Here is a 25531-nt window from a genome sequence, read left to right on the forward strand (position 1 = left end):
AACAGAGACAAAACGAATCTAAACCACCCAAACACCACCATCAAACCCGATTAAATGTCGACATATGTAAACGCCCACCAACCCTTACAAACACGCAGCAATTGTCGAGCGATCAAGCTCGAACAACGCTGCACCAAACCGTCATATTACTTAGTTAATTTCGCTTAATTTATCGCCATAACTACGCGGCGTATAAACCCACGACATTCCTTGCGAACGATGAAACACACGAGTCGTAGATGAACCAATCAACACCATGGTCCGCATGTCGACCTGGTCTGGAGTCAATTGAGAGAGCGTCGTCACGCGTAATGCCTGCCCCGGGCGTCCGACATCACGCCCTAACACGACTGGCGTTCCAGGTGCGCGATGTTGGCCGACGATCTCCAGCGCACGCCCCAATTGCCAAGGTCGGGAGCGCGAGATCGGATTGTAGAACGCCATTGCCAGATCAGCTTGCGCTGCCAGATCCAGACGTTTTTCAATGATCGACCAGGGTTTCAGGTTGTCCGATAGCGACAGCACACAGAAGTCATGCCCCAGTGGTGCACCAGCCTGGGCGGCCGTCGCCAGTGAGGCGGAAACCCCCGGCAAAATCTCGAGATCGACGTTGTGCCAATGGATGTCACTGGACTCGTGCAGCGCCTCCAGCACCGCCGCAGCCATGGCGAAAACCCCCGGATCCCCTGAGGAAACCACCACCACCGATCGCCCTTGGGCTGCCAGTTCGAAAGCATGGCGGGCGCGCTGCATCTCTTCGCGGTTGTCGGTGCAATGCAGCACCTGATCGGCGCGAAACGGCCCGGCCATGCGCACGTAGGTTTCGTAACCCAGCACATCGGTTGCGCGGGCCAGTTCCGCCTTCACCGCTGGTACCATCAGGTCGGCAGCGCCCGGCCCGAGCCCGATCACCGCCAGTCGTCCACGCGAACGGCCAATTTGCAACGGGTCCAGCGGCTGCTCTGCCACCGCAATGGCAACATTGTCGCTACCAAGCATGGAAACGGGCTGGCCTATGGCGGCACTCAAACGCTCGCCAAGCACCATCTCAGCCTGGGCAAAGCGCAACGGCACGCCCAATTCAAGCGCCGCCTCGCGCAACCCCGGGCTGGCCATTTCGGTGTCGGCAGCCAACAGGCAGGCGAGCGACTGCACGGCGATTTTCGCCTGATGCAATGCGTCGCGCACCGCCTGCGCAACGTTCTCCAGGCCGGCATCCGTAGCGACCACTACATTGCGCGGGTAGATCAACAATTCGTTGACCGCAGGAGCCCGTTCAGCATGACTGACATGCACCGCCAGTCGAGCCTGAGCATCTTCGGGCAACTGCGCCTGCGCCAGCCACGGGGCTTCACCCTCAATGCGCACCGTTTCGCCGGCTAACAAATCGGAAACGAAACGCTTGCCCAGCTCCAGATCGCCAAGGGCATAACCGCTGGGCGGGTTGAGCAGGCACGTGCCGAAACGCAACTCGCCGCTGGTGGTGATCGCCGCAGCGACTTCAAGTCCGGCGGCAATCTCCCGCGCCATCACATTCACGCCACCGAGACCACCCAGCAGTGGAACCACGGCGCTGCCGTCTTCGGCCACCGCCAATACCGGAGGCTCGGCGCCCTTTTCCAGCAACAGGGGTGCCAGCGTGCGAATCACGATCCCGGCCGCACACAGAGCAATGATCGGTGTGCCCTGTTGGTAGAGCTCACGCAGGGTCGCGCCAAATTCGTGATAGACCCGATCCGCACCGTCGACCCGTTCGGCCAGGCCGTGGATCGTGGCTTCGGGGTACACCTGCTGAATGCTGCGTGCGGTAGCGAGGCTGCCATTGCCGAGAATGACAATCGCCGGAACTGGACGGGTCATCAGCCTTGCCACCTTTCACCGGGAACGATGATCAACGAGAAATACGGCGAGGACATCGGCTCGACCTGATCCAGCGGCACGATCTTCTGGTTGGCCATGGTCGCACGTTCGACGTACAGCGCACGCTCGGCCAGGCCGAGTTCTTCCAGCACCTGGCGGACCTTGGGAAAGTTGCGCCCCAGCTTCATGATCACCGCTGCATCGGCATCGGCCAGGCGGCGCTTGAGTTCGTCTTGCGGCAGCACACCGGACAACACCGACAGACTCTGATTGCGATACACCAGTGGCGCACCGAGCACCGAGGCACCGCCGAGCATCGAGCACACACCGGGCACGACTTCCGCCTGATAACGCTGGGCGAGCCGGTCGTGCAAGTACATGTAGGAGCCGTAGAAGAACGGATCACCCTCGCAGATCACCGCCACGTCGCGGCCTGCGTCGAGATGCGTGGCCAGTTCTGCGGCAGCGTCATCGTAGAAGTCACTGATCACTTGCTCGTAGGACAACGGCGCCGGCAAGGCTTCGGTGGTCACCGGGTACACCAGTGGCAACAGGTTCTGCGCGTCTTGCAGGTGCGCTTCGATGATGCCGAAGGCATTGCCCTTCTTGCCCTTGGCGACGAAGTACGCCACTACAGGCGACTCGCGCAGCAAGCGCAGAGCCTTGACGGTAATCAGTTCCGGATCACCGGGACCGACGCCGAGGCCGATCAAACGTCCAGGTTGTTGCATCATTCGATCTCCGTGGCGAGGGCATTGACGGCGGCGGCGGCCATGGCGCTACCGCCCAGGCGACCCTGCATGATGACAAAAGGCACGCCACGGCTGTCGGCCGCCAGCGCTGCCTTGGATTCGGCGGCGCCGACGAAGCCCACTGGAAAACCGAGGATCAGCGCCGGTTTCGGCGCACCGGCGTCGAGCATTTCCAGCAAGTAAAACAGTGCCGTCGGGGCGTTGCCGATGACCACCACGCTGCCTTCGAGGTGCGGACGCCACAGTTCCAGGGCAGCAGCTGAGCGGGTGTTGCCCAATTCACGGGCCAGCTGCGGAACGCTCTCATCGCGCAAGGTGCAGATCACCGGATTGTTCGCTGGCAGCCGTGCACGGGTAACGCCCTCGGAGACCATCCGCGCATCGCACAGGATCGGCGCGCCGGCTGCCAGTGCATCACGCCCGGCCTTGCCTGCACCTTCGGAAAACTGCAAACCGTCGATGGCCTCGACCATGCCGCAGGCGTGAATCACACGGACCGCGAGTTTCTCCAGATCGGCCGGGATTCGGTCGAGGTTGGCCTCGGCGCGAATGATCGCGAAGGAGTTGCGATAGATCTCCTGACCGTCGCGGATGTAATCAAGCATCAAGGGGGCTCCGTGAGCGGGCGTCGAGCAGAGCCGCGACCGCTTCAATAGTAAGGTTGTATGCGTGCAGTGCGCCGAAACCCGGCTGCGCTGCATCGCGAAAATAGAGATCGTAGTGACCGGGGGCGACGGCCAGCAAAGTGACGGGCGCCGTATGCGCGGCGGCACAGGAACGCGCGCATCCGCTCAAATGCACGCTCGGCGATTGTCCGTGACGCTGCAGCAATGTAGCCAGTTGCAGGGCATCGCCCTTGGTCTCGGCCAGGCCTTTACCGCAGCCGTTCGAACCGGTGCAGGCAATCAACCGGGATAAGGGCTGATCGGCTTCGCACTGCAAACCCAGACATTGCAATTGCCGAATGACCTCGGCGGCGTTTTCCGCACGGACATTGGGCAGCAGCAGGCTTTGCCAGGGCGTGAAGCGCAGACTGGAATCACCGAACTCGCGTGCCAGTCGTGCCACGCCTCGCAGCATCGCCGGATCGAGCCGCCCCAGCGGCGGGACAGCCCCTACATAGACAACACCGGGCTCGGCCTGGGGATGGGCGCCGATATGCAAATCACTGGCACCCGAATCCCGCTGCCAGCGGACAACGGCTTGCAGCGGTACTCGCTCAGCCAGCCGAAGCAGTAAGGCCTTGACCGAATACCCGGCCAGCAAATGGCGCATCCGCGTCTGCTCGGGGCGCGCCAGTTCAAGGAACAACTCAAGGACCGCGACCACCAGCGCATGCCCGTCGTCGAGTGCAACCGAACCGGCGGGGCTGTCCGTCGGGCATCCCGCCAGACCGAACGCCAGCCGTCGCTCGCCGTCTTGCTCAAACGCCGAGAGCCACAGGTCATGGGGATGCTCGAGCATCGCCAGGTCTTCACCTCCATCGAGTTGCACGGCGAACTTGGCGCTGAGGTCGTGAAACGGTTCGTGGCTCTGCAGCGTGGCGAGGACCTGCCCTGCCAACGGGCGTGCGTCGAATAGCATGTGCCGGTCGATCCCGGCGCCGGGGCTGAGCATCAGGTTGCGCACATCGTCGCCAGCTGCCGTGCGTGGTCCCAGATCGGTAGCCAGCAGACAGTCGATCAACGCCGTTTGCTGGTTGCCAATCCCGCGGATCTGCAGGTTGGCCCGGTTGGTTGCCTCGATCGCACCGCTGGCATATCGCTCGGCGGCATCAGCCACAGCGATTGCCTGGTGCGCACGGATGGCGCCGCCGTCGAGCTTGATCCGGCAAATGCCACCATCCAATGCCTGGACGACACGCAACAACCCGGGACAGGCGGAAGGGCGCAAACGGTTGGGTATCTGACGTGACTTCACAGGACGACCGGTACAAGACGAAGGACAGCATTATGCCTGCTTTGTCCGGCCTGATGAAAAGCCCAAGCGGCTTGACGACGAAATACTCTCGACCCAGACATAAAGTTGCTTCGCTTGCAAACAGCAAGAATCAATTTCACCTATCAATCTTATTCAAACCACACAGCCACTCTTGTACGTTTGCCCAACATGCAAAACAAACAACAACGGAATATAGATATATACAAGGAGTAGTACATGAACACGAAAACACCGGCTGGAGCATTGACCGCCCACAATCTCATTTCATGCATCGAGCAACTTTCTCTGCAAGATTACGACGACTTCACTCATTGCACTCAGATAGCCACCCGGTCCGCAGACATGGTCAGCAGTCGCTTTGCCAACTCGACAAAGTGGCTGCATGAATACGTCACAACGTTGAATTTTCTTGGCTGGTCCGTCTTTCAGGATGCCATCTTTAGCCGCACTCAACACACCCTCTCGAGCAGCATTGCGGAGTTTCTGGTCCAGAGCGCTCAAGCCATGCCGGACACCCGACAAGGAAACGCCATGATCGACACCCTCGACGCGCTGAAAACCGACGAGCCCGCGCTGTATTCACTGGACCAACAAAGTCTCTTGGGAGAGCGGTTTCAGGTAATACCTGCACGCTATGACTCAAAGGGCTTTCTTGAAGTCGCCGTTTTTAATCTCGAATTGGTGACATCTACAAAAAGGAGCAACTTTCTATTTTTTCACACGGAAGAACAGACGACAAAGATCATTCAGCACCGAGCCATTCTGAAACTTGACAAAAACGTACTCGAAAGCAAAAGAGCGCTCATAGACCGCAAACGGAGCGAAATCAGGATGAAGAGATTCGACCTGCAAAAGGTACCAACAATACATCCGTAATAGTGCCCTATCACCGTCAATGACGCTTTCTCCCGCTGACAACAGGCGAATTCAATCCACACCGAGCTATGATGCACAACCGCACAGGTCGACACAGACCGACAGCGCGATGATTTGGCTTCGATTGATAGAAGAGGAACAGCATGACCCCCTGGCTGACAGTGGTAGGCATCGGAGAGGACGGTTTCAAGGGGCTTGGCAAAAATGCCCGACACGCTCTGCTGAACGCCACGCGGATCATTGGCGGTCAACGGCAGCTGGATTTGTTGCCCGCCTGCATCCGCGGTGTACGGCAATTGTGGCCCAGTCCTTTCGCCCTTGAACCGGTTTTGACGAAACAGGGAGAATCCGTTTGCGTCCTGGCCAGCGGTGATCCGATGTTTTTTGGGGTGGGAGCCAGCCTCTCTCGACATTTATCCAGCGATGAAATGCTTATTCTGCCGGCGCCCTCTTCCTGCTCGCTCGCCGCAGCACGAATGGGCTGGCCCTTGCAGGAAGTCATCACTCTTTCAGTGGTGGCCCGGCCTGTCGCCGCACTCAGCGCCCACCTGTCCAGCGGTGTGCGCTTGCTGGTATTGAGCAATGACGGCCGCAGCCCCACCGCCATCGCAGCACTGTTGCGCGAACGCGGCTTCGGCCCCAGCCGTCTCACCGTGCTGGAACATCTGGGCGGTGAAGCCGAGCGGCGCATCGACGGTATCGCCAGCGACTGGAACGATTCGCCGATCGCCGACCTGAACCTGATCGCCATCGAGTGTGTCGCCGAGCCCAACACGTTGCGGCTGTCGCGACTGGCCGGCCTGCCGGACTCGGCGTTCCGGCACGACGGCCAACTGACCAAACGCGATGTGCGCGCCATCACCCTCGCGCGCCTGGCTCCAACTCCCGGCGAACTGTTGTGGGACGTCGGCGCCGGCTGCGGCTCGATCGGCATCGAATGGATGCGCGCTCACCCCAGCTGTCGTGCACTGGCCATCGAGGCAGATGCGGGCCGCCAAACGTTGATCGAACACAACCGCGATGCCCTCGGCGTTCCCGGCCTGCAGCTGGTTCGCGGCAGCGCGCCCCAGGCCTTGGCCGGGCTGGAGCGGCCGAATGCGATTTTCATCGGCGGCGGTGTCACCCGCGAAGGCGTGCTTGATGCCTGCTGGGCCGGACTCAAACCCGGGGGCCGGTTGATTGCAAACGCGGTCACCCTGCAAAGTGAAATGACCCTGATGGCCTGGCGCGAGCAACACGGCGGGGAACTGACCCGCATTCATATCGCCCAAGCACAACCGCTGGGCGACTTCGACACCTGGCGCCAGGCCTTGCCGATTACCTTGCTGGACGTGACGAAACCCTTCGATGCGTGATGAAACCGCCGAACAACCTGCCCCTCTGCGCAGCGGCCTGACCACCGGCAGTTGCGCCACGGCTACCAGCCTCGCCGCCGCGCGCCTGCTGCTGGATGGCACAGCGGCCGATGCCGTGGAAATCGTGTTGCCCAAGGGCAAACAGGTGCAGATGCGCCTGGAGTTCTGTCGGCTGATCGAGGACGGCGCCGAAGCGGGAACTCTCAAGGATGCCGGTGACGATCCAGACGTGACCCACGGAGCCCTGCTCTACTCCCAGGTGCGCCTGAGCGCCGAACCGGGGACTCGCTTCAAGGCCGGGCGTGGTGTCGGCACCGTTACCCGGCCCGGACTGGTGCTGGGTGTCGGCGAGCCCGCGATCAATCCGGTGCCACGCAAAATGATCAGCGAGCACTTGGCCCGACTGGCCGACGAACTCGGCTACAGCGGTGGTTTCGACGTCACGGTCAATGTCGAGAACGGCGAGGCACTGGCACTGAAAACCATGAACCCGCGCCTGGGCATTCTTGGTGGCCTGTCGATACTCGGTACCAGTGGCATCGTCCGGCCGTTTTCCTGCGCAGCCTACATCGCCTCGATCCACCAGGGCATCGACGTGGCGAAAACCAACGGCTACCTGCACATCGCCGCCTGCACCGGCAACGCCAGCGAAGACACCATGCGCCGGGTCTACAACCTGCCGGAAATCGCCCTGATCGAAATGGGCGACTTCGTTGGCGCCGTGCTCAAGCACCTGCGCAAAGTGCCTGTGGATAAACTCAGCCTGTGCGGTGGTTTCGGCAAGATCAGCAAACTGGCGGCCGGGCATATGGATCTGCACAGTCGCCATTCAAGCATTGACCTGCCGCAACTGGCGTCATGGGCGGCGCAGGTCGGCGCCGATGCGGCCTTGCAGCAGAGCATCCGCGAGGCCAACACCAGCCAGCAGGCACTGGCCATGGCTGCCGCAGCCGGGGTCGCCCTGGGTGATGCAGTCTGTCAGCACGCCCTGGATTTTGCCCGCAGCGTGGTGCCGGCGCAGGTTCAGGTGGAAGTCTTTGCCATCGATCGCCAGGGCGGGATTGTTGGCCATGCGGGAGCCTTTGAATGAAGCGCATCCTGTTGCTCGGCGGCGTGACCGAAGCCATGGCCATTGCCCGCACGCTGGGACCGCAGCATATCTACAGCCTGGCCGGCATCGGTCGGATACCGACGGATCTGCAATGCCAGGTTCGCGTCGGCGGCTACGGCGGTGCCGAGGGGCTGGCGCAATTCATTCGCGATGGAGGTATCGATCTGCTGCTCGATGCCACTCACCCCTACGCCGCCCAAATCAGCCAGAACGCCGCGACCGCCGCACGCTTGAGCGGCATCCCCTGCTGGGCGCTACGGCGTCCCGCCTGGCAAGCCCAGGCGGGTGATGACTGGCGGGAAGTCAGCGATTGGGCCGAACTGATCGAAGCCCTGAAGCCCTTCCGTCGACCGCTGTTCACCCTCGGTCGCGAGCCCCTGCAACACCTCGATGAGATTCCTGCACGGCAGTTCTGGACCCTGCGCGCCCTGGACCTGTATCCGGGCAACGAGCGCTGCGAAGTGATCGGTGCCCGTGGGCCATTCCTGATCGACGATGAACGTGAGTTGTTCGAGCGGCGAAACATCGACGTGCTGATCAGCAAGAACAGCGGCAGCACGGCGACCGAGCCGAAACTGGAAGTCGCCCGTGAGCGGGGGGTGCCGGTGATTGTTTTGAAGCGGCCGGAGTTGCCAAGGGTTGATCGGGAGTTTGGAGCGGTGACAGACATCCTGACGGCCCTGTCGCTCTTCGACTGTTCCTGATCCCCCGTCCGCCGGAACTATTCCTGCAACGTCTCCGGAGCACATCGATTATCCATTCAGTGGTTCCAACCCTATAGTCCGGCGGATTCTGAACAAAGCTCAAACGCTACCGGCACTTTGAAATTCACGACTATCATAAAAGCTACGAAAGGACGGCGCTGCGACACCACACCGCACGCCGTCTTTTTACTTATCGGCCCTGATCAGGCTAAATAGCCCGCGCCTGATCGCCCACCCAAACGGATTTGTCCCATGTCCCGACAACGGCTCGCAATTGCCTGGATAGCCTGCTTCGCAGTGCTGTTCAACATGCTCGCCATGCCGATGTCCGGAGCGATGGCGCAATCGGTGAAATCACCGGCCGAACAGTTGTTGTGGGGCAGTTTCTGCAGCTCCAGCGGCACCAGGATGGTGGCGATTTCCATCGGAGACCTGGAACAGAAAGCCCCGCAAAGCGACGATCATTCCAACATGCAGCATTGCTGGTGCTGCTCGGGTTCTGCGCCATTGGTGGCGCTGCCGGGGCATACGCCACAACTGTATTTCGCGCACTTCGAGTCCAACCGAAGCCTGCCTGCGACCTCTCTTGAAAGTCCGTCACCGCGCCAGCAATGGCCGAGTCTCAACCCCCGCGCCTCCCCTCTGGTTTGATTTTTTTCGCAATTGACCTGCGTTTCAAATCATTCTGGAGAACTGCCATGTTGAACAAACTCATCGTTATGGCCGCGTTGCTGCTGCCTGCCTGCTTTGCCAATGCCCACGAATACAAGGTCGGCGAACTGGAAATCGCGCATCCGTGGTCCCAGGAGTTGCCACCCAATGCGCCCACCGTTGCGGCGTATTTCGTGATCAACAACGAAGGCAAGACCGCCGACCGCCTGCTCAGCGTCGACACCCCCATTGCGGGCGAAGCGCAATTGCATGAACACCTGATGCAAGGCGACGTGATGAAAATGCAGCACGTACCGAGCGTGGAAGTGCCCGCCGGTGGCGAGGTCACTTTCGCACCGATGGCCTATCACGTGATGTTGCTGGGTCTCAAGGATCGTAGCCTGCTGGTTGACGGCAATCGCTTCCCGATGACGCTGCACTTCGAGAAGTCCGGTGACGTGACGGTCGAAGTCGCGGTGCAGAAGCAGGCGCCGGACAGCCTGCAAGCGCACGTGCACACGCCGTAATCGCCTGAGCTGAAAACGCCCATGCGCTCGCTTAGCGCCAGGTCACCCAGGTCGCGAAATCAGGCAATGAGCCTGACACGCGGCAGCTGGATCAGCCTGTTCGCCATGCTGATGATCTTTATCGGTCCGCTGATTTCTCAGTCGATGCCGATGGATTCGCGCGCCATGTCGATGAGCATGCCTGCGGGCATGAGCATGGACATGCCGATGGACATGTCGGCGATGGAGCATGCCGACCATGGCACGCAAGCCACCGCCGAGCACTGCCCGCCTGCCCCGGGGCACCATGTGCTGTGGGAAAAGTGCGGCTATTGCAGCCTGCTGTTCAATTGCCCGGCGCTGACCGGTGGCGTGTCCTTCGCCAACTTCGTCATTCCACCCGTCAACACCTTCACCACCCCCTCTGCGCGCCAGGGCCATGCCCGGCAAACCTACTTTCCCGGCGCCCGCACCCGCGCCCCGCCCGCCATCGCGTAAACACTCACTTCTGATTTCACACGGTCCGCAAGACAGCCAAAGCAACCTGTGGGAGCGGGCTTGCTCGCGAACGCGGTGTGCCAGACGGCATCAATGTTGACTGTCACTCCCTCTTCGCGAGCAAGCCCGCTCCCACAGGGATTGCGCAGGCTGCCGGCCGTGTCGTTTACGACTGTTCGATGGAAATTGTCATGTCCAGGTTTTCTGCTGTCCCGTGCTTGAGCCCTGCCCAAGCCTCCTTTGCCCTGAACGAATCCGCTGTTCGTTTCGGGCACGCCACCGCCATCCTGTGCGGTGCCTTGCTGGCGCCTTCTGCGCTGGCCGATGACCATGCCGGTCACAGTGAAGAACTGAGCCCGACGGTGATTACCGCCGTTGCACCCAGCTCGCCATTGACCATCGTCACCAACCCCAAGGACCCGCGCCAACCGGTGCCGGCCAGCGATGGCGCCGATTACCTGAAAACCATCCCGGGCTTCGCCCTGGTGCGCAATGGCGGCACCAACGGCGACCCGGTGCTGCGTGGCATGTTCGGTTCGCGGCTGAACATTCTCACCAACGGCAGCATGATGCTCGGTGCCTGCCCGGGCCGGATGGACGCCCCAACCTCCTACATCTCGCCGCAAACCTACGACAAGCTCACCGTAATCAAAGGCCCGCAAACCGTGCTGTGGGGGCCGGGCTCTTCAGCCGGTACCATCCTGTTCGACCGCGAACCGGAGCACTTCGGCGAGCTCGGCACACGGGTCAATGCCAGCGTACTGGCCGGCTCCTACGGTCGCTTCGACAAACTGCTGGACGCCGCAGCCGGCGGCCAGTCGGGTTATGTGCGGGTCATCGGCAACACCGCACACTCCGACGACTACCAGGACGGCAACAACGACACCGTGCCGTCGCGCTATGAAAAATGGAACGGTGATGTGGCGCTGGGCTGGACGCCAAACGCCGACACCTTGCTGGAGCTGACCGCCGGCCGTGGCGATGGTGAAGCCCGGTACGCCGGGCGCGGCATGGACGGTTCGCAGTTCCTGCGCGAAAGCCTCGGCCTGCGTTTCGAGCAGTCCCGCATCGGCGACGTACTGGATAAGGTCGAAGCGCAGGTCTACTACAACTACGCCGACCACGTGATGGACAACTACACCCTGCGCACGCCGTCCGGCACCGGGATGATGGCCGGTCCCATGGCCTCCAACGTCGACCGTCGCACTCTCGGTGCGCGGATCAAGGCCACCTGGCGCTGGGCCGATGTGCAGCTGATCAGCGGCATCGACGCGCAGACCAACGAGCATCGCCAGCGCAGCGCCATGGGCATCGACACCTACAAGGACCTGCCGTACACCAAGGATGCCGATTTCCATAACTACGGCGTTTTCGGCGAACTGACCTGGTACGCCGCCGACCGTGATCGCCTGATCAGCGGCGCACGCCTGGACCGTGCCTCGGCCAAGGACTATCGGCAGACCATCGGCTCGGGAATGATGACCCGCCCGAATCCGACCGCCGACGACACCCGCGCCGATACCCTGCCGAGCGGTTTCATCCGCTACGAGCACGACCTGGCCGACAACCCGACCACCGTGTATGCCGGCCTCGGTCACACCCAGCGGTTCCCGGATTACTGGGAGCTGTTTTCACCCAAGTTCGGCCCCGCCGGCTCGGTGAATGCCTTCGATTCGATCAAACCGGAAAAAACCACCCAGCTCGATTTCGGCCTGCAATACAAGACGGAAGTACTTGAGGCCTGGGCTTCGGCTTACGTCGGGCAGGTGCGCGACTACATCCTGTTCAACTACACCCCGACAATGATGGGTACAACCTCGCAAGCCGAGAACATCGACGCGCGAATCATGGGCGGTGAACTGGGCGCTGCTTACAACTTCACCGACAACTGGAAAGCCGACGCGACCCTGGCCTACGCCTGGGGCAAGAACAGCAGCGATGGCACGGCGTTACCGCAGACGCCTCCGCTGGATACCCGTTTCGGCCTGACCTACAGCGAAGACAACTGGAGCGCCGGGGCACTGTGGAGAGTGGTTGCCGCGCAAAACCGCATCGACCTGAACAAAGGCAACGTGGTCGGCAAGGACTTCGACAAGACGCCGGGTTTCGGCGTGTTTTCCCTCAACGGTGCCTATCGGATCAACAGCAACTGGAAGGTCAGCAGCGGCGTCGACAACCTGTTCGGCAAGGCTTACGCCGAGCACTTGAACCTGGCCGGCAACGCCGGTTTCGGCTTCCCCGCCAATGACCCGCAAGCCATCAAGGAGCCGGGGCGCACGCTCTGGACCAAGGTGGACATGAGCTTTTAAGAGCATCGCTGTAGGAGCGGGCTTGCCCGCGATCGGTTGCACAGCAACCGCAAACAAACAACCAAAAAGATCCAAGCCAAGCGGAGCACACGAGATGAAACAGCCCAAAGTGAATTTCTACAACCTGGCCTGGCGCTGGCATTTCTATGCCGGATTGTTCGTGGCGCCTTTCATGGTGATGCTGGCCCTGACCGGCACCATTTACCTGTTCAAACCGCAACTCGATTCGCTGATGTACAGCAGCTGGCTCAACGTCCCTGCCGGCCATCACACCCTGGCGGCTGACGACCTGCTCAACCGGGTGAAAGGCGCCTATCCACAAGTCACGATCAAGCAATACCTGCCACCGATGAGCGCCGAACGCAGCGCTCAGTTTGTCGTACTCGACAGCGGCAAGGAACTGAACGTTTTCGTCGACCCGTACCACGGCGACATCCTCGGTGAGCAAGACGCCAAGAAGAACCTGCAAGCCATCGCGCGGGCGATTCACGGCGAATTGATGATCGGTACCGCCGGTGACCGGCTGGTGGAACTGGCCGCCGGCTGGGGCGTGGTGCTGGTGGTTTCCGGGGTGTTCCTGTGGTGGCCACGGGGCCAGGCGGCCGGCATTCTGTGGCCACGCCTGAGCAGCCGCGGCCGGGTGCTGTGGCGTGACTTGCACGCCGTCACCGGGTTCTGGGGCGCCTCGCTGTTGCTGGTGATGTTGCTCAGCGGCATGACCTGGACCGGGTTCTGGGGCGAAAAATTTGCAGGCGTGTGGAACGTGTTCCCTGCCGCGATGTGGGATGACGTGCCGAAGTCCGACATCGAGGCACGCAGCCTCAACAGCGCCACGCGTCAGACCGTGCCGTGGGCCATGGAAAACACGCCAATGCCGATGTCCGGTGACCACGCCGAGCACATGGCCCACGACGGAGCGCATGCTGGCCCGGCAGCGCCGACCATCAGCCTGCAAGACGTACAAGACATCGCCACGCAGAGCAAGGTCGAGCCGGGCTACAGCATCACCTTGCCGAAATCCGCAACCGGCGTGTTCACCATTTCGGTGTTCGCCGATGACCCGCGCAACGACGCCACCCTGCATGTCGATCAATACAGTGGCAAGGTCCTGGCCGACGTGCGCTACGAGCAGTACGGCACCGTCGCCCGCGCCACGGAAATCGGCGTGATGCTGCATGAAGGCAAGATGTTCGGCGTGTTCAACCAGATCATCGTGCTGCTGATCTGCCTGATGATTTTGCTCAGTGCCGTCAGCGGTGTGGTGATCTGGTGGAAGCGCCGCCCGCAAGGAAAACTCGGCGTGCCGCCGCTACGTCACGACCTGCCGAAATGGAAAACCGCGATGGTGATCATGTTCGTTCTGGCGGTGGCCTTTCCGTTGGTGGGTGCTTCACTGGTAGCGGTGTGGTTGCTGGATCGCCTGCTGCTGTCGCGTTTTACCCGGCAGACTGAAAGCGCGTCATCTTCATCATGAAACAGGCGAGATGCGCGGGGCTCAATGGGCTGTAAACTCCCCCGCGCATGTCGTTCGCTCGACTTCTGCTTTGACCTCAAGGCCCCCATCGCGAGCAAGCTCGCTCCTACAGGAATCACGCAATTCCTGTGGGAGCGGGCTTGCCCGCGAAAGGGCCATCAGCATCACCTCAAGAGTTACTGCATGACCTCGCTGAATCTGACAAGCCTCACCTGGTCCCCACTGGGTCACGGCCATTGCCATCACCAGTTCCAGTTGCGTGATGTCTCTGCGCACGTGTCCGCCGGTGAGTTCGTCGGGCTGATCGGCCCCAACGGCAGCGGCAAGACCAGCCTGTTGCGTTGCGCCTGGCGCTTCAACAAACCGGAGCACGGCGAGGTCATGCTCGATCACTGGAATGTCTGGAAGCAATCCTCGCGCTGGTGTGCGCAACGCATCGCCGTGGTGTTGCAGGAGTTCCCTGATGCCTTCGGCCAGACCGTCTTTGAGGTGGTCGCCATGGGCCGCACGCCGCACAAAGGCTTGTTTGATGGCGACACGCTTGAAGACTCGAACCTCATCAACCAGGCCCTGGCGTCAGTCGGTCTCGGGGGCTTCGAAGACCACGGGTTCGCCACTCTCTCCGGTGGTGAAAAACAGCGAGTCATCCTCGCCCGCGCCCTGGTCCAGCAACCTCAGTTGTTGATCCTCGACGAGCCGACCAACCACCTCGACCCGCGATATCAGCTTGAGCTTTTGAAGTTGGTCAAGCGCTTGAACATCGGCACCCTGGCGAGCATTCACGACCTCAACCTGGCTGCGGCTTTTTGTGATCGGCTGTACGTGATCAACCATGGTCGTATCGTCGCCAGCGGCACGCCGAAAGAAGTCCTGACGGCTGTGCTGCTGCGCAATGTGTTTGGCGTCGAAGCGCTGATCGATGAACATCCGCTGCACGGCTACCCACGAATCACCTGGATAACCCAACCATGAATTTGCGTTCCCTGCTGCGCTCCTGCCTCTCTCTCGCGATGCTGCTGGGCAGCGTCCAGGCATTGGCCGAAGCCACCCACTACCCGCTGACGATCAAAAGCTGCAACCGCGAATTGACCTTCAAGCAGGCACCGCAACACGCACTCAGCCACGACATCAACATGACCCAGATGATGCTCGCCCTCGACCTCAAGCCACGGATGGCCGGTTATAGCGGCATCAGCGGCTGGAAGGCCGTGACGCCCGAGATGCAGAGCATTCTCGACGGCCTGCCGGAGTTGGCGGCCAAATACCCGTCGGTGGAAACCCTGCTCGATGCCAACGTCGATTTCCTCTTCGCCGGTTGGGACTACGGCATGCGCGTCGGCGGCGATCTCACCCCGCAAACCCTGCAACCGTTGGGCATCAATGTATATGAGCTGACCGAGTCCTGCGCCTTCGTGATGAAGCGCCCTGCCGCGACCCTGGAAGACACTTACAACGACCTGCGCAACCTCGGCAAAATCTTCGACGTGCAGGATCGCGCCAACGCGCTCATCGCCGACATGCAGAATCAGGTCGCAGAGATCGGCAATGACTTGCCGGTGGAAAAACCCCGGGTTTTCCTCTACGACAGCGGCGAAGACCGCGCCATGACGTCCGGTCGCCTCGGCATGCCGCAAGCGCTGATCGACGCCGCTGGCGGGCGCAACATCCTCGATGACGTCGACGCGAGCTGGACCCGAGTCAATTGGGAGACCGTGGTCGAGCGCAATCCGCAGGTGATCGTGATCGTCGACTACAGCGAAATCACCGCCGAACAGAAGATCCGGTTCCTGCTGAACAACAAGGCGCTGCAATCGGTGGATGCGATCAGGGACCAGCGCTTCATCGTCATCCCTTACGTGCAGGCCACACCGGGTATCGACAATGTGCTGGCAGTGGCAACCCTCGCCAAAGGTTTCCACGGCGAATGATCAATCGTCGTTTTGCGCTACTGCTGATCGCCCTGGGCGCCGTGCTGCTGGTGTCGTGCGTGGTGTCGCTGGGCTTCGGCCCGGCTCGGGTGCCGGTGGACGTGGTGTGGCGGATCCTGCTGCACAAACTGTTCGGCATCGGCGTGCAGGACTGGAGCGCCGGCCAGGAACACATTGTCTGGCTGATCCGCGTGCCGCGCATGTTACTGGGTGCGCTGGTGGGCGCCGGGCTGGCACTGATCGGCGCGGTACTGCAAGCGGTGACACGCAACCCGTTGGCGGATCCACACCTGCTCGGTGTTACCTCCGGCGCCACCCTCGGCGCGGTGATTGTGGTGTTGCATGTCGGCGAAATCGTCGGCCTGCTGACGTTGCCGATTGCCGCATTCATCGGTGCGTTACTGAGCATGCTGGTGGTGCTGATGATCGCCAGTCGCCACGGGCGCCTGGACAGTGACCGGTTGCTGCTGTGCGGCGTGGCGGTCTCGTTCGTGATGATGGCGATCGCCAATCTGTTGCTGTTCATGGGCGACCATCGCGCCAGTTCCGCGGTGATGTTCTGGATGCTCGGCGGGCTCGGGCTGGCGCGCTGGGAGCTGCTCACGGTGCCGGCACTGAGTGTGTTGCTCGGGCTGGTTCTGTTGCTCGGCATGGCACGACCGCTGAACGCATTGATGGCCGGAGAACAGACCGCCGTCACCCTGGGCCTGAATGCCCGTGCAGTGCGCCTGCGAGTGTTCGTGATCGCTTCGCTGATGACCGGTGTACTGGTGTCGATCAGCGGCTCCATCGGCTTTGTCGGGCTGATGGTGCCGCACATTGCGCGTCGACTGGCGGGTGCCGAACATCGTCGGTTGCTGCCGGTTTGTCTGTTGCTCGGCAGCGTGTTCCTGATGTGGGTCGATGTCGCTGCCCGCACGCTGATCGCCCCGGAAGACTTGCCTATTGGCATCGCTACCGCAGCGATTGGCGGGCTGTTCTTTATCGGCCTGATGCGTCGCTGCTGACGTAGCGCACGAACCTTGCGCAGTTACAACTCGTCGCGCTGAAACCTGACCGGTGCCAGTGGCAACTGGCGGCGAACGACCTTCCAGTTTTGACCCAACCGCCCCGTACGGTTCCAGAAAGCGGCCGCCTGCAATACCCGCAACTCGCCGATTTCAGCCAGTTTCGAAATGAAATCCGCCATCGACAATTTCGTTTCCCACCGACCGTCGACCAAATCGACCTGGCGGGTCAGCAACAGCTCCTTTTCAACCTGCGTATTTTCGGGTACGTACTTCATCAGCGCACCATGGGGCGTCGAGTAGTAGTACGCACTGATGTTGAAGCCTTTAGCCTTCAAGGCATGAGTATGAAGGCGCATCAGCGTCGGCGAAGTGAAGCTGCTGTAGACCTGCTCTTCATCTGCTGCCAACGCAGAGACGCCCGACAGGTAGAGCTGATGGCTCGCCATCAGTTTGTAGCCTGGCGCAAAGCGGGGGACTTCATTTCTGCGGGTGGTATCAGGATCCGTGAGCGTGCGGAAGATCCGACCGAGGCCGGCAAGGCTCTCATCCGTTTGCGGCAATGGCTCCAGTCCGCAATAGGAATAGGTATCGGGTTTGGCCACGATGGCGCTCTCGTAGGTGGTCGTCTGCGTGTAGGCGCTTCCCGCGCGCCGCTGAATGTAGCTGGCAGCATCGTCGGGATGATGGAATATCGGCCCCATGGGCAGTTCAGGCTTCCAGCTCCAGAGCTCCTGCTCGGACATGCCCGGATGACGCGGTTGCCAGTATCGCGCCACATAACCCTTCACCCAGCAATCACTGGATACCAGAACCTCCAGTCTCCCGAACTTGACCATGCGCTGGATGTAATCGCCCAGAGTGAAGGTGCGCAGGCTGATATTACGCAGGTCGGCGCGCGCCTGTTCGAACGAGCCAAAAGTGCCTAGGAGTCTCTCCGACTGACTGTCCAGTTCGGGTGGTACCCCTGGCGTGTAGTAGGCTGTTTCAAATTGCAAAAGTGCACCATCGGCACAGGAAAAATAAACAGGTTTGTAACCATTGCTGACCCTGGCCCTTGCCAATACCTGATGCACTGCCATGGGCGAGAAGAAAAAGCTCCCGAACTCGTCATCACCTGCGTCGTTCTCATTGCGCGCGGCACATAGATAAACGCTTGAAACGATGTAACCCGATGGCAATTGCCCTTCGGGAAAGACACGGTCATATGCCAGTGCCGAGTCCTGCACCGCCACCGGTAAAGTGCTGTGATAGGTGCCAAGGCGCTCGTTGTGCAAAATGAACCCGAAACCGGGGACCGCACGTTCGCCCGCCTGCTCATGGGCAAACCGGGCTGCGGCGGACTCTTGAGCAAACATCGGGCTGTAACGCGGCTCGCTGCTCGCTGTGGCAGGCGAAAGTGTGTCGGGCTCAACAAGGGCGACAGCGAGCTGATCGACTGTACGTGGCACACCCCAGGTCGGGCTGCCGACCACTACCTGCAAATAGCCATTCCTTGCCAGCGAGTCGATCCATTCGACCGGGCTCAAATCCCCTTCATGGATACGCTTCCTGATCCACTCCGCGTCCAGGTCGTGGGGCAGGTTGCCATAACCGTTCAGCGCGCGGGCCAGATCGGCATGCAACTGCCTCCAGGTCCCGCAACGGTAACGGATCACCGAACCATCCGGCCCGAACAGGTATTCGTCCAGAAACCGCCCGCCTCGGTTGAACGCGGTGTATACAACCTTGACCGAGAGCATGTTGAGGTACAGTTGCCTCTGCTTTTCTTCAAGGATCACCGGCACAGTCCGGCTCTGGCGCGAACGGTAACGGCCGACGATGTAACAACCGGCAGGAAAAAGCCCCGCGCCGATGCTTTCGTCCGGGAAGATCCACTCCACAGCGAAATCCTCATGGAGCGCAATTACTGGTTGAGTGGCGACAAACAAGCCGTCCGGACGCTTCAATACCAGACCGCCATAGACCCTGTCGGTGTCAGCCGGAATTCGGGAGCGCGCGGACAACACCGCATCATCGGCCGTCGCGAAGGCCGCGCTCAACTGGCATCGCTCCAGATTCAGGGCGGGACGCCAGTTGATGTCGACCGGGCCTTCCCTGTCCCACACAGCATTGGTATGCAAGACGCTCAATGCGCCACTGTTGGCCACCACCTTCACAAAATCGCTGGAGGTCAGTTTTCCGTTGGCCAGGTTGGACTGAACATCCTCCAGCCCCATGTTCGGTGTGTCGTTATCGAATAGCTTGCTGTTCGGGCGCAGGGTGTACTTGAGCAGTGCACCGTCCTGCGTGCCGATATAAGTTGGGATCGCGCCGGGCCTTTCGACGATGGGTGGTCGTCGGGAGTCATACACGACAATGAACAGATCTCTGGGCACGATGAAGTGCCTGGCCAGCCATTCACGATTGGGGCGGGTATGGGTGACCCGCTGACGCGAATAAAAATAGGAGTGGCGCTTGAAGGATTCCGGCGCGACCAGCTCCATGAAGTCGGGGGTAAGGGGAAAGAGACTGCGACGTGAAAACAGCTTGTCACGAACACCATTGACCGCCACCAGCTCCGTCGCGACGTACTCCTCCTTGCCCTGCTGCTTGAGGATAAAGCCGAACCAGGTCTGCTCCTGGTTGGTCTGGCCCCTCATTCGGGAGAAACGGTCCTGCGCGGCTTCATCCGCCGAGGAAAAAATCGCGCCGTAGGCCACCTGTTGTGGCACCGGCCGTTCGCCAAGCGTCGGTAACGGACTCCACTGACCGGTTACCTTGCCCCGGTATCCCCATGGCGTGTTGTCGACGACTATCCGCAATGTGCCTGCCTGCGCCACCTCCCGGACGAACTCGACCGGCAGGACACTGCCCTGCTCAAGGCCTTGCGCCAGAGGCCCCGGGTTAGCCGGAGTGCCAAGACGCTGCAACAGACTCTGCCAGCCTGCACTGTCTTCCTCGAACCACAACAGGCTGTCTTCAGCCCCGGACAAATAGGCCGGAACATCTGACGTGACGATATGGAACAACTCGTGGATGCTGAACATCTGCAAGCTCACGGTCGCGTCCATGCGCGACCACTTCAGGCGCTGTATCTGCGCCGCATCGAGGGTCGACAGCGCTTGGTGCGAGTAGAACCAACTGTCTAACTGATGATTGGCCGGATAGACCGGCCGGCCTCGTCCGTCCACCGCGAACAGCTGGGTTTCCAGCAAGTGGTCCCCGGCTTCGACCGGCTCGGTGACGACAAATCTCTGTGCACCGCGCTTGAAAATCATCGCGACAAACTTGCGGTCACTTCGTTGGCCAACCTGTTCGTGTGCATACCGCGCCGCGTCATCGGCCGAGAGAAATTCGCGGCTCATCAGAGGCGCGGCATTGTTCGGGGCTTTGTTCTCATCCATGAAAGTGCTCCAACCTGAATACAGACTTAAGTGAGCACTCAGGTTATCCAGTGCAAAAATCCCGGAGCGGTACATATGTATATCGCCAGGCACCACTTGGGCGCACAGCCGTGCCCTGCCCGGCATTGCGCGCCCGAGCATGGTGCGGCGCGCAGGACTCGTCCGTCGGCGACCGCTCTGAATAGACTGTTTTCCCCCTTAGGCACAGCCCTTGCAAAACACCCTTCAGTCGTCCGCATCTGCCAACCATAAAAACTCAATGTTCATGGAGATCGCACAATGAAGCGTCGCAGTTTGATCAAGGCTTTCACACTCACGGCATCCATTGCCGCGATGGGCATGACCTGGACTGTCCAGGCCGCCGAGACCATCAAGGTCGGTATTCTGCATTCGTTGTCCGGGACCATGGCGATTTCCGAAACGTCGTTGAAAGACATGGCGTTGATGACCATCGACGAGATTAATGCCAAGGGCGGCGTGAACGGCAAGATGCTCGAGCCTGTGGTGGTCGACCCGGCGTCTAACTGGCCACTGTTCGCCGAGAAGGGGCGTCAGTTGCTGACCCAGGACAAGGTCGCCGTGGTATTTGGCTGTTGGACCTCGGTGTCGCGCAAATCGGTGCTGCCGGTGTTCGAAGAACTCAACGGCCTGTTGTTCTACCCGGTGCAATACGAAGGCGAAGAGATGTCGCCAAACGTGTTCTACACCGGCGCCGCACCGAACCAGCAGGCAATCCCGGCGGTGGAATACCTGATGAGCGAAGAAGGCGGCAGCGCCAAGCGCTACTTCCTGCTCGGCACCGACTACGTCTACCCGCGCACCACCAACAAGATCCTGCGTTCGTTCCTGCACTCCAAAGGTGTGGCCGACAAGGACATCGAAGAGGTCTACACCCCGTTCGGTCATAGCGACTACCAGACCATCGTCGCCAACATCAAGAAGTTCTCGGCAGGTGGCAAGACGGCCGTTATCTCCACCGTCAACGGCGACTCCAACGTGCCGTTCTACAAAGAACTGGCCAACCAGGGTCTGAAGGCCACCGACGTTCCGGTCGTGGCGTTCTCGGTCGGCGAAGAGGAACTGCGCGGCATCGACACCAAGCCACTGGTGGGCAACCTCGCGGCGTGGAACTACTTCGAATCGGTCGAGAACCCGGTGAACAAGAAGTTCGTCGATGACTGGAAGACCTACGCGAAGAAACACAACCTGCCGGGCGCCGACAAGGCCGTGACCAACGACCCGATGGAAGCCACTTATGTCGGCATCCACATGTGGGCGCAAGCGGCGGAAAAAGCCAAGTCCACCGACGTCGACAAAGTCCGCGAAGCCCTGGCCGGCCAGACCTTTGCCGCGCCGTCCGGTTACACCCTGACCATGGACAAGACCAATCACCACCTGCACAAGCCGGTGATGATCGGCGAGATCCAGTCTGACGGTCAGTTCAACGTGGTGTGGCAGACCGAAGGACCGATCCGCGCCCAGCCGTGGAGCCCGTTCATCCCGGGCAACGACAAGAAGCCGGAGTATGCGGTGAAGAGCAACTGAGCCATTGGGCCTGACGATTATTCAGGCCCAACACAACTCCCTGTGGGAGCGGGCTTGCTCGCGAAGACGGCGGCACATCCAACATTTATGTGACTGACTCACCGCTTTCGCGAGCAAGCCCGCTCCCACATTTAGTCCGAGCAAGGCGACTCTTTATGCCCACTGCCATCTACCGATTGTTCCTCGCCATCGCCCTGCTGTTACCGATGGCCGCTCACGCCAGCGACGCCGAAGACTTCGTAGCCGCCAATCCCGTGCAGCAAGCCAGGCTGCTGGAAACCTGGGCTGCGCAGCCTGATCCGGCCCGTATCGAGTTGATCAACGCCCTGCAACAAGGCGAGCTGACAGTCGATGGCCAGCCGAAAACCCTGCGCCTGAACAACCGTCTGCGGGGCCTCATCGACACAGCCATGGCCAGTCATCAGTTGCTCGCCGCCGACGCCAAAATCCGTCTGATCGCTGCACAGCAATTGCAGAAAAGCGCCAAACCTGCGCAGCTTGCATTCCTCGACCGGCAACTGACGGGCGAGAAGGACGAGAGCGTTCATGCCGCCCTCAGCCTGGCACTGGCCAATCTGCAACTGGTCGACAGCGATCCGGCCGTGCGCCTCGCCGCCGTGCGTCTGCTCGGCGAAACCGGTGATCCACTGGCCCGTACCCGCCTCGAAGGCTTGCTCGATCCCGGGATCGAAACTGACGCCAACGTGCGCACTGCCGCCGAGACCAGCCTCGCCCAGGTCAAACGCAAACTGCTGGTCGGCGAGATGCTCGGCCAGGCATTCAGCGGTATGTCGCTGGGCTCGATACTGCTGCTCGCCGCCCTCGGCCTGGCAATCACCTTCGGCCTGCTCGGCGTGATCAACATGGCCCACGGCGAGATGCTGATGCTCGGCGCCTACTCGACCTACGTGGTGCAACTGATGTTCCAGCGCTTCGCCCCGCAGGCCATCGAGTTCTATCCGCTGGTCGCGCTGCCCGTGGCGTTTTTCGTCACCGCGGCCATCGGCATGGCTCTGGAGCGCACGGTGATTCGCCACCTCTACGGCCGTCCGCTGGAAACCCTGCTCGCCACCTGGGGCATCAGCCTCATGCTGATTCAACTGGTTCGCCTGGTGTTCGGCGCGCAGAACGTCGAAGTCGCCAACCCCGCGTGGCTGTCGGGCGGGATTCAGGTGCTGCCCAATCTCGTGCTGCCGTACAACCGCATCGTCATCATTGCCTTTGCGCTGTTCGTGGTGGTGCTCACATGGCTGCTGCTGAACAAGACACGCCTGGGTCTCAACGTGCGTGCCGTCACCCAGAACCGCAACATGGCCGCCTGTTGCGGCGTGCCCACCGGGCGCGTGGACATGCTCGCCTTCGGCCTCGGCTCGGGTATCGCCGGCCTCGGCGGCGTAGCCCTGAGCCAGATCGGCAACGTCGGCCCGGACCTCGGCCAGAGCTACATCATCGACTCGTTCCTCGTGGTGGTGCTCGGCGGTGTCGGTCAGTTGGCCGGTAGCGTGCTGGCCGCATTCGGCTTAGGCATAGCCAACAAGATTCTCGAACCGCAGATCGGTGCCGTGCTCGGCAAGATCCTCATCCTCGCGCTGATCATTCTGTTCATCCAGAAACGTCCGCAAGGCCTCTTCGCACTCAAAGGACGGGTGATCGACTGATGAACCAGCCCCTGATGCTCAAGGCCACACAAAAGGCCGGCCCGAAAATCACGATTGCCGTCGGCGCGGTGATCCTCATTCTGCTGCTGGCGTTACCGCTGCTGTCGCTGTTATCGCCGGACAACACGCTGCACGTTTCGGCCTACACGCTGACGCTGGTGGGCAAGATACTTTGCTACGCCATCGTCGCACTGGCACTCGATCTGGTGTGGGGTTACGCCGGCCTGCTGTCCCTCGGCCACGGCCTGTTCTTCGCCCTCGGCGGCTATGCCATGGGAATGTACCTGATGCGCCAGGCCTCGGGCGATGGTGTGCCGGCGTTCATGACGTTCCTGTCGTGGACCGAAATGCCGTGGTTCTGGACCGGCACCAGCAGCTTCCTCTGGACCTTGTGCCTGGTGGTACTGGCGCCGGGGCTGCTGGCGTTGGTGTTCGGTTTCTTTGCTTTCCGTTCGCGGATCAAGGGCGTGTACTTCTCGATCATGACCCAGGCCCTGACCTTCGCCGGCATGTTGTTGTTCTTTCGCAACGAAACCGGCTTTGGCGGCAACAACGGCTTCACCAACTTCCGCACGATTCTTGGCTTTGGCATCACTGAGCCGGGCACCCGCGCGGTGCTGTTTTTCGCCACGGTGCTGTTGCTGGTGGCGAGCCTGTACATCGGCTGGCGGCTGGCGCAGAGCAAATTCGGCCGGGTGTTGACCGCGCTGCGCGATGCGGAGAACCGCCTGATGTTCTGCGGCTACGATCCGCGCGGGTTCAAGTTGTTCGTCTGGGTATTGAGCGCGGTGTTGTGTGGCCTGGCCGGTGCGCTGTACGTGCCGCAAGTGGGGATCATCAACCCGAGTGAAATGTCGCCGACCAACTCCATCGAAGCCGCGGTGTGGGTGGCTCTGGGTGGGCGCGGCACGTTGATCGGCCCGTTGCTCGGCGCCGGTGTGGTCAACGGCATGAAGAGCTGGTTCACCGTGGCGTTCCCCGAATACTGGCTGTTCTTCCTTGGCGCACTGTTCATCGTCGTGACCCTGTACCTGCCCAAGGGTGTGATCGGTCTGCTGAAAAAGAGAGGTGAATCATGAGAGTCACTGCGACGGCTGAATTCATGCTTGAGCCAGCCTTTTTCCCCGTGGAGCCCAACAAGGACGCCGGCACCAGCCGCGATACGATCGGTCTCGGCGAGCGCGCCGGCAAAGGCCTGAATACGCGCCACGGCACCATCCTGACCCTGGAAGACATCAGCGTCAGCTTCGATGGTTTCAAGGCGCTGAACAATCTGAACCTGTACATCGGCGTTGGTGAACTGCGCTGCATCATCGGCCCCAACGGCGCGGGCAAGACCACGCTGATGGACGTGATCACCGGCAAGACCCGGCCCAGTCACGGCAAGGCCTGGTTCGGCGAAACCCTGGACCTGACGCAGATGAGCGAAGTACAGATCGCCCAGGCCGGTATCGGCCGCAAGTTCCAGAAGCCGACGGTGTTCGAAGCCTTGAGCGTGTTTGAAAACCTTGAGCTGGCGCAGAACACCGACAAGTCGGTGTGGGCCAGCCTGCGGGCGCGTTTGAGCGGCGAGCAGAAAGACCGCATCGCCGACGTGCTGGAGACCATTCGCCTGACCAGCTCGGTCAATCGCCCGGCCGGCCTGCTGTCCCACGGCCAGAAGCAGTTCCTGGAGATCGGTATGTTGCTGATGCAGGACCCGCAATTGCTGCTGCTCGATGAACCGGTCGCGGGCATGACCGACGCCGAAACCGAATTCACCGCCGAGCTGTTCAAGAGCCTGGCCGGCAAGCACTCGCTGATGGTGGTGGAACACGACATGGGCTTCGTCGGCTCGATCGCCGACCACGTCACGGTGTTACACCAGGGTAGCGTGCTGGCCGAAGGGTCGCTGGAACAGGTGCAGGACAACGAGCGGGTGATCGAAGTCTATCTTGGACGCTGATTGCTCTTTGCAGGAGCGAGCTCGC

General features: G+C 61.1%; 21 protein-coding genes. 16 read left to right on the forward strand and 5 right to left on the reverse strand.

Translation table 11 applies throughout. The features are described 5' to 3' along the window. Positions 1 to 150 precede the first annotated feature (150 nt). Genes cobJ through cobG form a run of 4 tightly spaced genes read right to left on the reverse strand, consistent with a single transcriptional unit; the run spans position 151 to position 4517 of the window. Positions 151 to 1860 (reverse strand): precorrin-3B C(17)-methyltransferase, encoded by a 1710-nt coding sequence (cobJ, locus tag ACEN8Q_RS20310; RefSeq protein WP_413425514.1) that lies wholly within the window; start codon positions 1858 to 1860, stop codon positions 151 to 153. Next, a complete protein-coding gene (locus tag ACEN8Q_RS20315; RefSeq protein ID WP_413703648.1) occupies positions 1860 to 2594 on the reverse strand; it encodes a precorrin-2 C(20)-methyltransferase in 735 nt (244 codons plus the stop codon). Before ACEN8Q_RS20315 ends, cobJ begins: the two co-directional genes overlap by 1 nt. Beyond that, entirely contained in the window at positions 2591 to 3217 is a 627-nt protein-coding gene (locus tag ACEN8Q_RS20320; protein ID WP_015093293.1) for a precorrin-8X methylmutase, read from the reverse strand. Before ACEN8Q_RS20320 ends, ACEN8Q_RS20315 begins: the two co-directional genes overlap by 4 nt. Continuing rightward, entirely contained in the window at positions 3210 to 4517 is a 1308-nt protein-coding gene (gene cobG, locus ACEN8Q_RS20325; RefSeq protein ID WP_413705511.1) for a precorrin-3B synthase, read from the reverse strand. The genes ACEN8Q_RS20320 and cobG overlap by 8 nt, the downstream gene beginning before the upstream one ends. A gap of 252 nt (positions 4518 to 4769) precedes the next feature. On the opposite strand from cobG, the gene ACEN8Q_RS20330 reads away from it, so the two are divergent. The 12 genes from ACEN8Q_RS20330 to ACEN8Q_RS20385 all read left to right on the forward strand — a co-directional run bounded on the left by ACEN8Q_RS20330 (position 4770) and on the right by ACEN8Q_RS20385 (position 16972). Continuing rightward, positions 4770 to 5429, forward strand: coding sequence for a hypothetical protein (locus ACEN8Q_RS20330; RefSeq protein ID WP_413703649.1), 660 nt, complete (start codon positions 4770 to 4772; stop codon positions 5427 to 5429). A gap of 143 nt (positions 5430 to 5572) precedes the next feature. After that, positions 5573 to 6784 (forward strand): precorrin-6y C5,15-methyltransferase (decarboxylating) subunit CbiE, encoded by a 1212-nt coding sequence (gene cbiE, locus ACEN8Q_RS20335; RefSeq protein WP_413703650.1) that lies wholly within the window; start codon positions 5573 to 5575, stop codon positions 6782 to 6784. Next, positions 6777 to 7874, forward strand: coding sequence for a cobalt-precorrin-5B (C(1))-methyltransferase (locus tag ACEN8Q_RS20340; RefSeq protein ID WP_413703651.1), 1098 nt, complete (start codon positions 6777 to 6779; stop codon positions 7872 to 7874). The genes cbiE and ACEN8Q_RS20340 overlap by 8 nt, the downstream gene beginning before the upstream one ends. Continuing rightward, positions 7871 to 8599, forward strand: a complete 729-nt coding sequence (locus ACEN8Q_RS20345; RefSeq protein WP_413425506.1) for a cobalt-precorrin-6A reductase — start codon at positions 7871 to 7873, stop codon at positions 8597 to 8599. The genes ACEN8Q_RS20340 and ACEN8Q_RS20345 overlap by 4 nt, the downstream gene beginning before the upstream one ends. A gap of 252 nt (positions 8600 to 8851) precedes the next feature. Then, positions 8852 to 9250, forward strand: a complete 399-nt coding sequence (locus tag ACEN8Q_RS20350) for a DUF2946 domain-containing protein (protein ID WP_102669214.1) — start codon at positions 8852 to 8854, stop codon at positions 9248 to 9250. 47 nt (positions 9251 to 9297) lie between these two features. Further along, positions 9298 to 9777 carry a copper chaperone PCu(A)C gene (locus ACEN8Q_RS20355; RefSeq protein WP_413703652.1) on the forward strand — a complete coding sequence of 160 codons (480 nt, stop codon included), beginning with the start codon at positions 9298 to 9300 and terminating at the stop codon, positions 9775 to 9777. A gap of 21 nt (positions 9778 to 9798) precedes the next feature. Beyond that, on the forward strand, positions 9799 to 10254 hold the full coding sequence (locus ACEN8Q_RS20360) for a DUF2946 domain-containing protein (RefSeq protein ID WP_413425502.1): 456 nt from the start codon (positions 9799 to 9801) through the stop codon (positions 10252 to 10254). A 191-nt stretch (positions 10255 to 10445) separates the two neighbouring features. After that, positions 10446 to 12563: a TonB-dependent copper receptor gene (locus tag ACEN8Q_RS20365; RefSeq protein WP_413703653.1), complete on the forward strand. Its 2118-nt coding sequence runs from the start codon at positions 10446 to 10448 to the stop codon at positions 12561 to 12563. A 94-nt stretch (positions 12564 to 12657) separates the two neighbouring features. Further along, on the forward strand, positions 12658 to 14037 hold the full coding sequence (locus ACEN8Q_RS20370; protein ID WP_413703654.1) for a PepSY-associated TM helix domain-containing protein: 1380 nt from the start codon (positions 12658 to 12660) through the stop codon (positions 14035 to 14037). Positions 14038 to 14220: 183 nt separating this feature from the next. After that, entirely contained in the window at positions 14221 to 15009 is a 789-nt protein-coding gene (locus ACEN8Q_RS20375; RefSeq protein ID WP_413703655.1) for an ABC transporter ATP-binding protein, read from the forward strand. Next, positions 15006 to 15965, forward strand: a complete 960-nt coding sequence (locus ACEN8Q_RS20380; protein WP_413703656.1) for an ABC transporter substrate-binding protein — start codon at positions 15006 to 15008, stop codon at positions 15963 to 15965. Before ACEN8Q_RS20375 ends, ACEN8Q_RS20380 begins: the two co-directional genes overlap by 4 nt. Beyond that, a complete protein-coding gene (locus tag ACEN8Q_RS20385) occupies positions 15962 to 16972 on the forward strand; it encodes a FecCD family ABC transporter permease (RefSeq protein ID WP_413703657.1) in 1011 nt (336 codons plus the stop codon). The genes ACEN8Q_RS20380 and ACEN8Q_RS20385 overlap by 4 nt, the downstream gene beginning before the upstream one ends. A gap of 23 nt (positions 16973 to 16995) precedes the next feature. Here the strand turns inward: ACEN8Q_RS20385 and ACEN8Q_RS20390 are convergent, their stop codons facing one another. Then, positions 16996 to 20433, reverse strand: coding sequence for a hypothetical protein (locus tag ACEN8Q_RS20390; protein ID WP_413703658.1), 3438 nt, complete (start codon positions 20431 to 20433; stop codon positions 16996 to 16998). A gap of 204 nt (positions 20434 to 20637) precedes the next feature. Here ACEN8Q_RS20390 and urtA point away from each other — a divergent pair, with 204 nt between their 5' ends. The 4 genes from urtA (at position 20638) to urtD (ending at position 25506) form a co-directional block, all read left to right on the forward strand. Further along, positions 20638 to 21903 carry an urea ABC transporter substrate-binding protein gene (gene urtA, locus ACEN8Q_RS20395; protein WP_413425488.1) on the forward strand — a complete coding sequence of 422 codons (1266 nt, stop codon included), beginning with the start codon at positions 20638 to 20640 and terminating at the stop codon, positions 21901 to 21903. 155 nt (positions 21904 to 22058) lie between these two features. Continuing rightward, positions 22059 to 23561: an urea ABC transporter permease subunit UrtB gene (gene urtB, locus ACEN8Q_RS20400; protein ID WP_413703659.1), complete on the forward strand. Its 1503-nt coding sequence runs from the start codon at positions 22059 to 22061 to the stop codon at positions 23559 to 23561. After that, positions 23561 to 24640: an urea ABC transporter permease subunit UrtC gene (urtC, locus tag ACEN8Q_RS20405; RefSeq protein WP_413425484.1), complete on the forward strand. Its 1080-nt coding sequence runs from the start codon at positions 23561 to 23563 to the stop codon at positions 24638 to 24640. The genes urtB and urtC overlap by 1 nt, the downstream gene beginning before the upstream one ends. After that, positions 24637 to 25506, forward strand: coding sequence for an urea ABC transporter ATP-binding protein UrtD (urtD, locus tag ACEN8Q_RS20410; RefSeq protein ID WP_413425482.1), 870 nt, complete (start codon positions 24637 to 24639; stop codon positions 25504 to 25506). Before urtC ends, urtD begins: the two co-directional genes overlap by 4 nt. Positions 25507 to 25531: the final 25 nt, after the last annotated feature.

Source organism: Pseudomonas sp. Pseusp16 (assembly GCF_047324915.1).
GTDB lineage: Bacteria > Pseudomonadota > Gammaproteobacteria > Pseudomonadales > Pseudomonadaceae > Aquipseudomonas > Aquipseudomonas fluorescens_CD.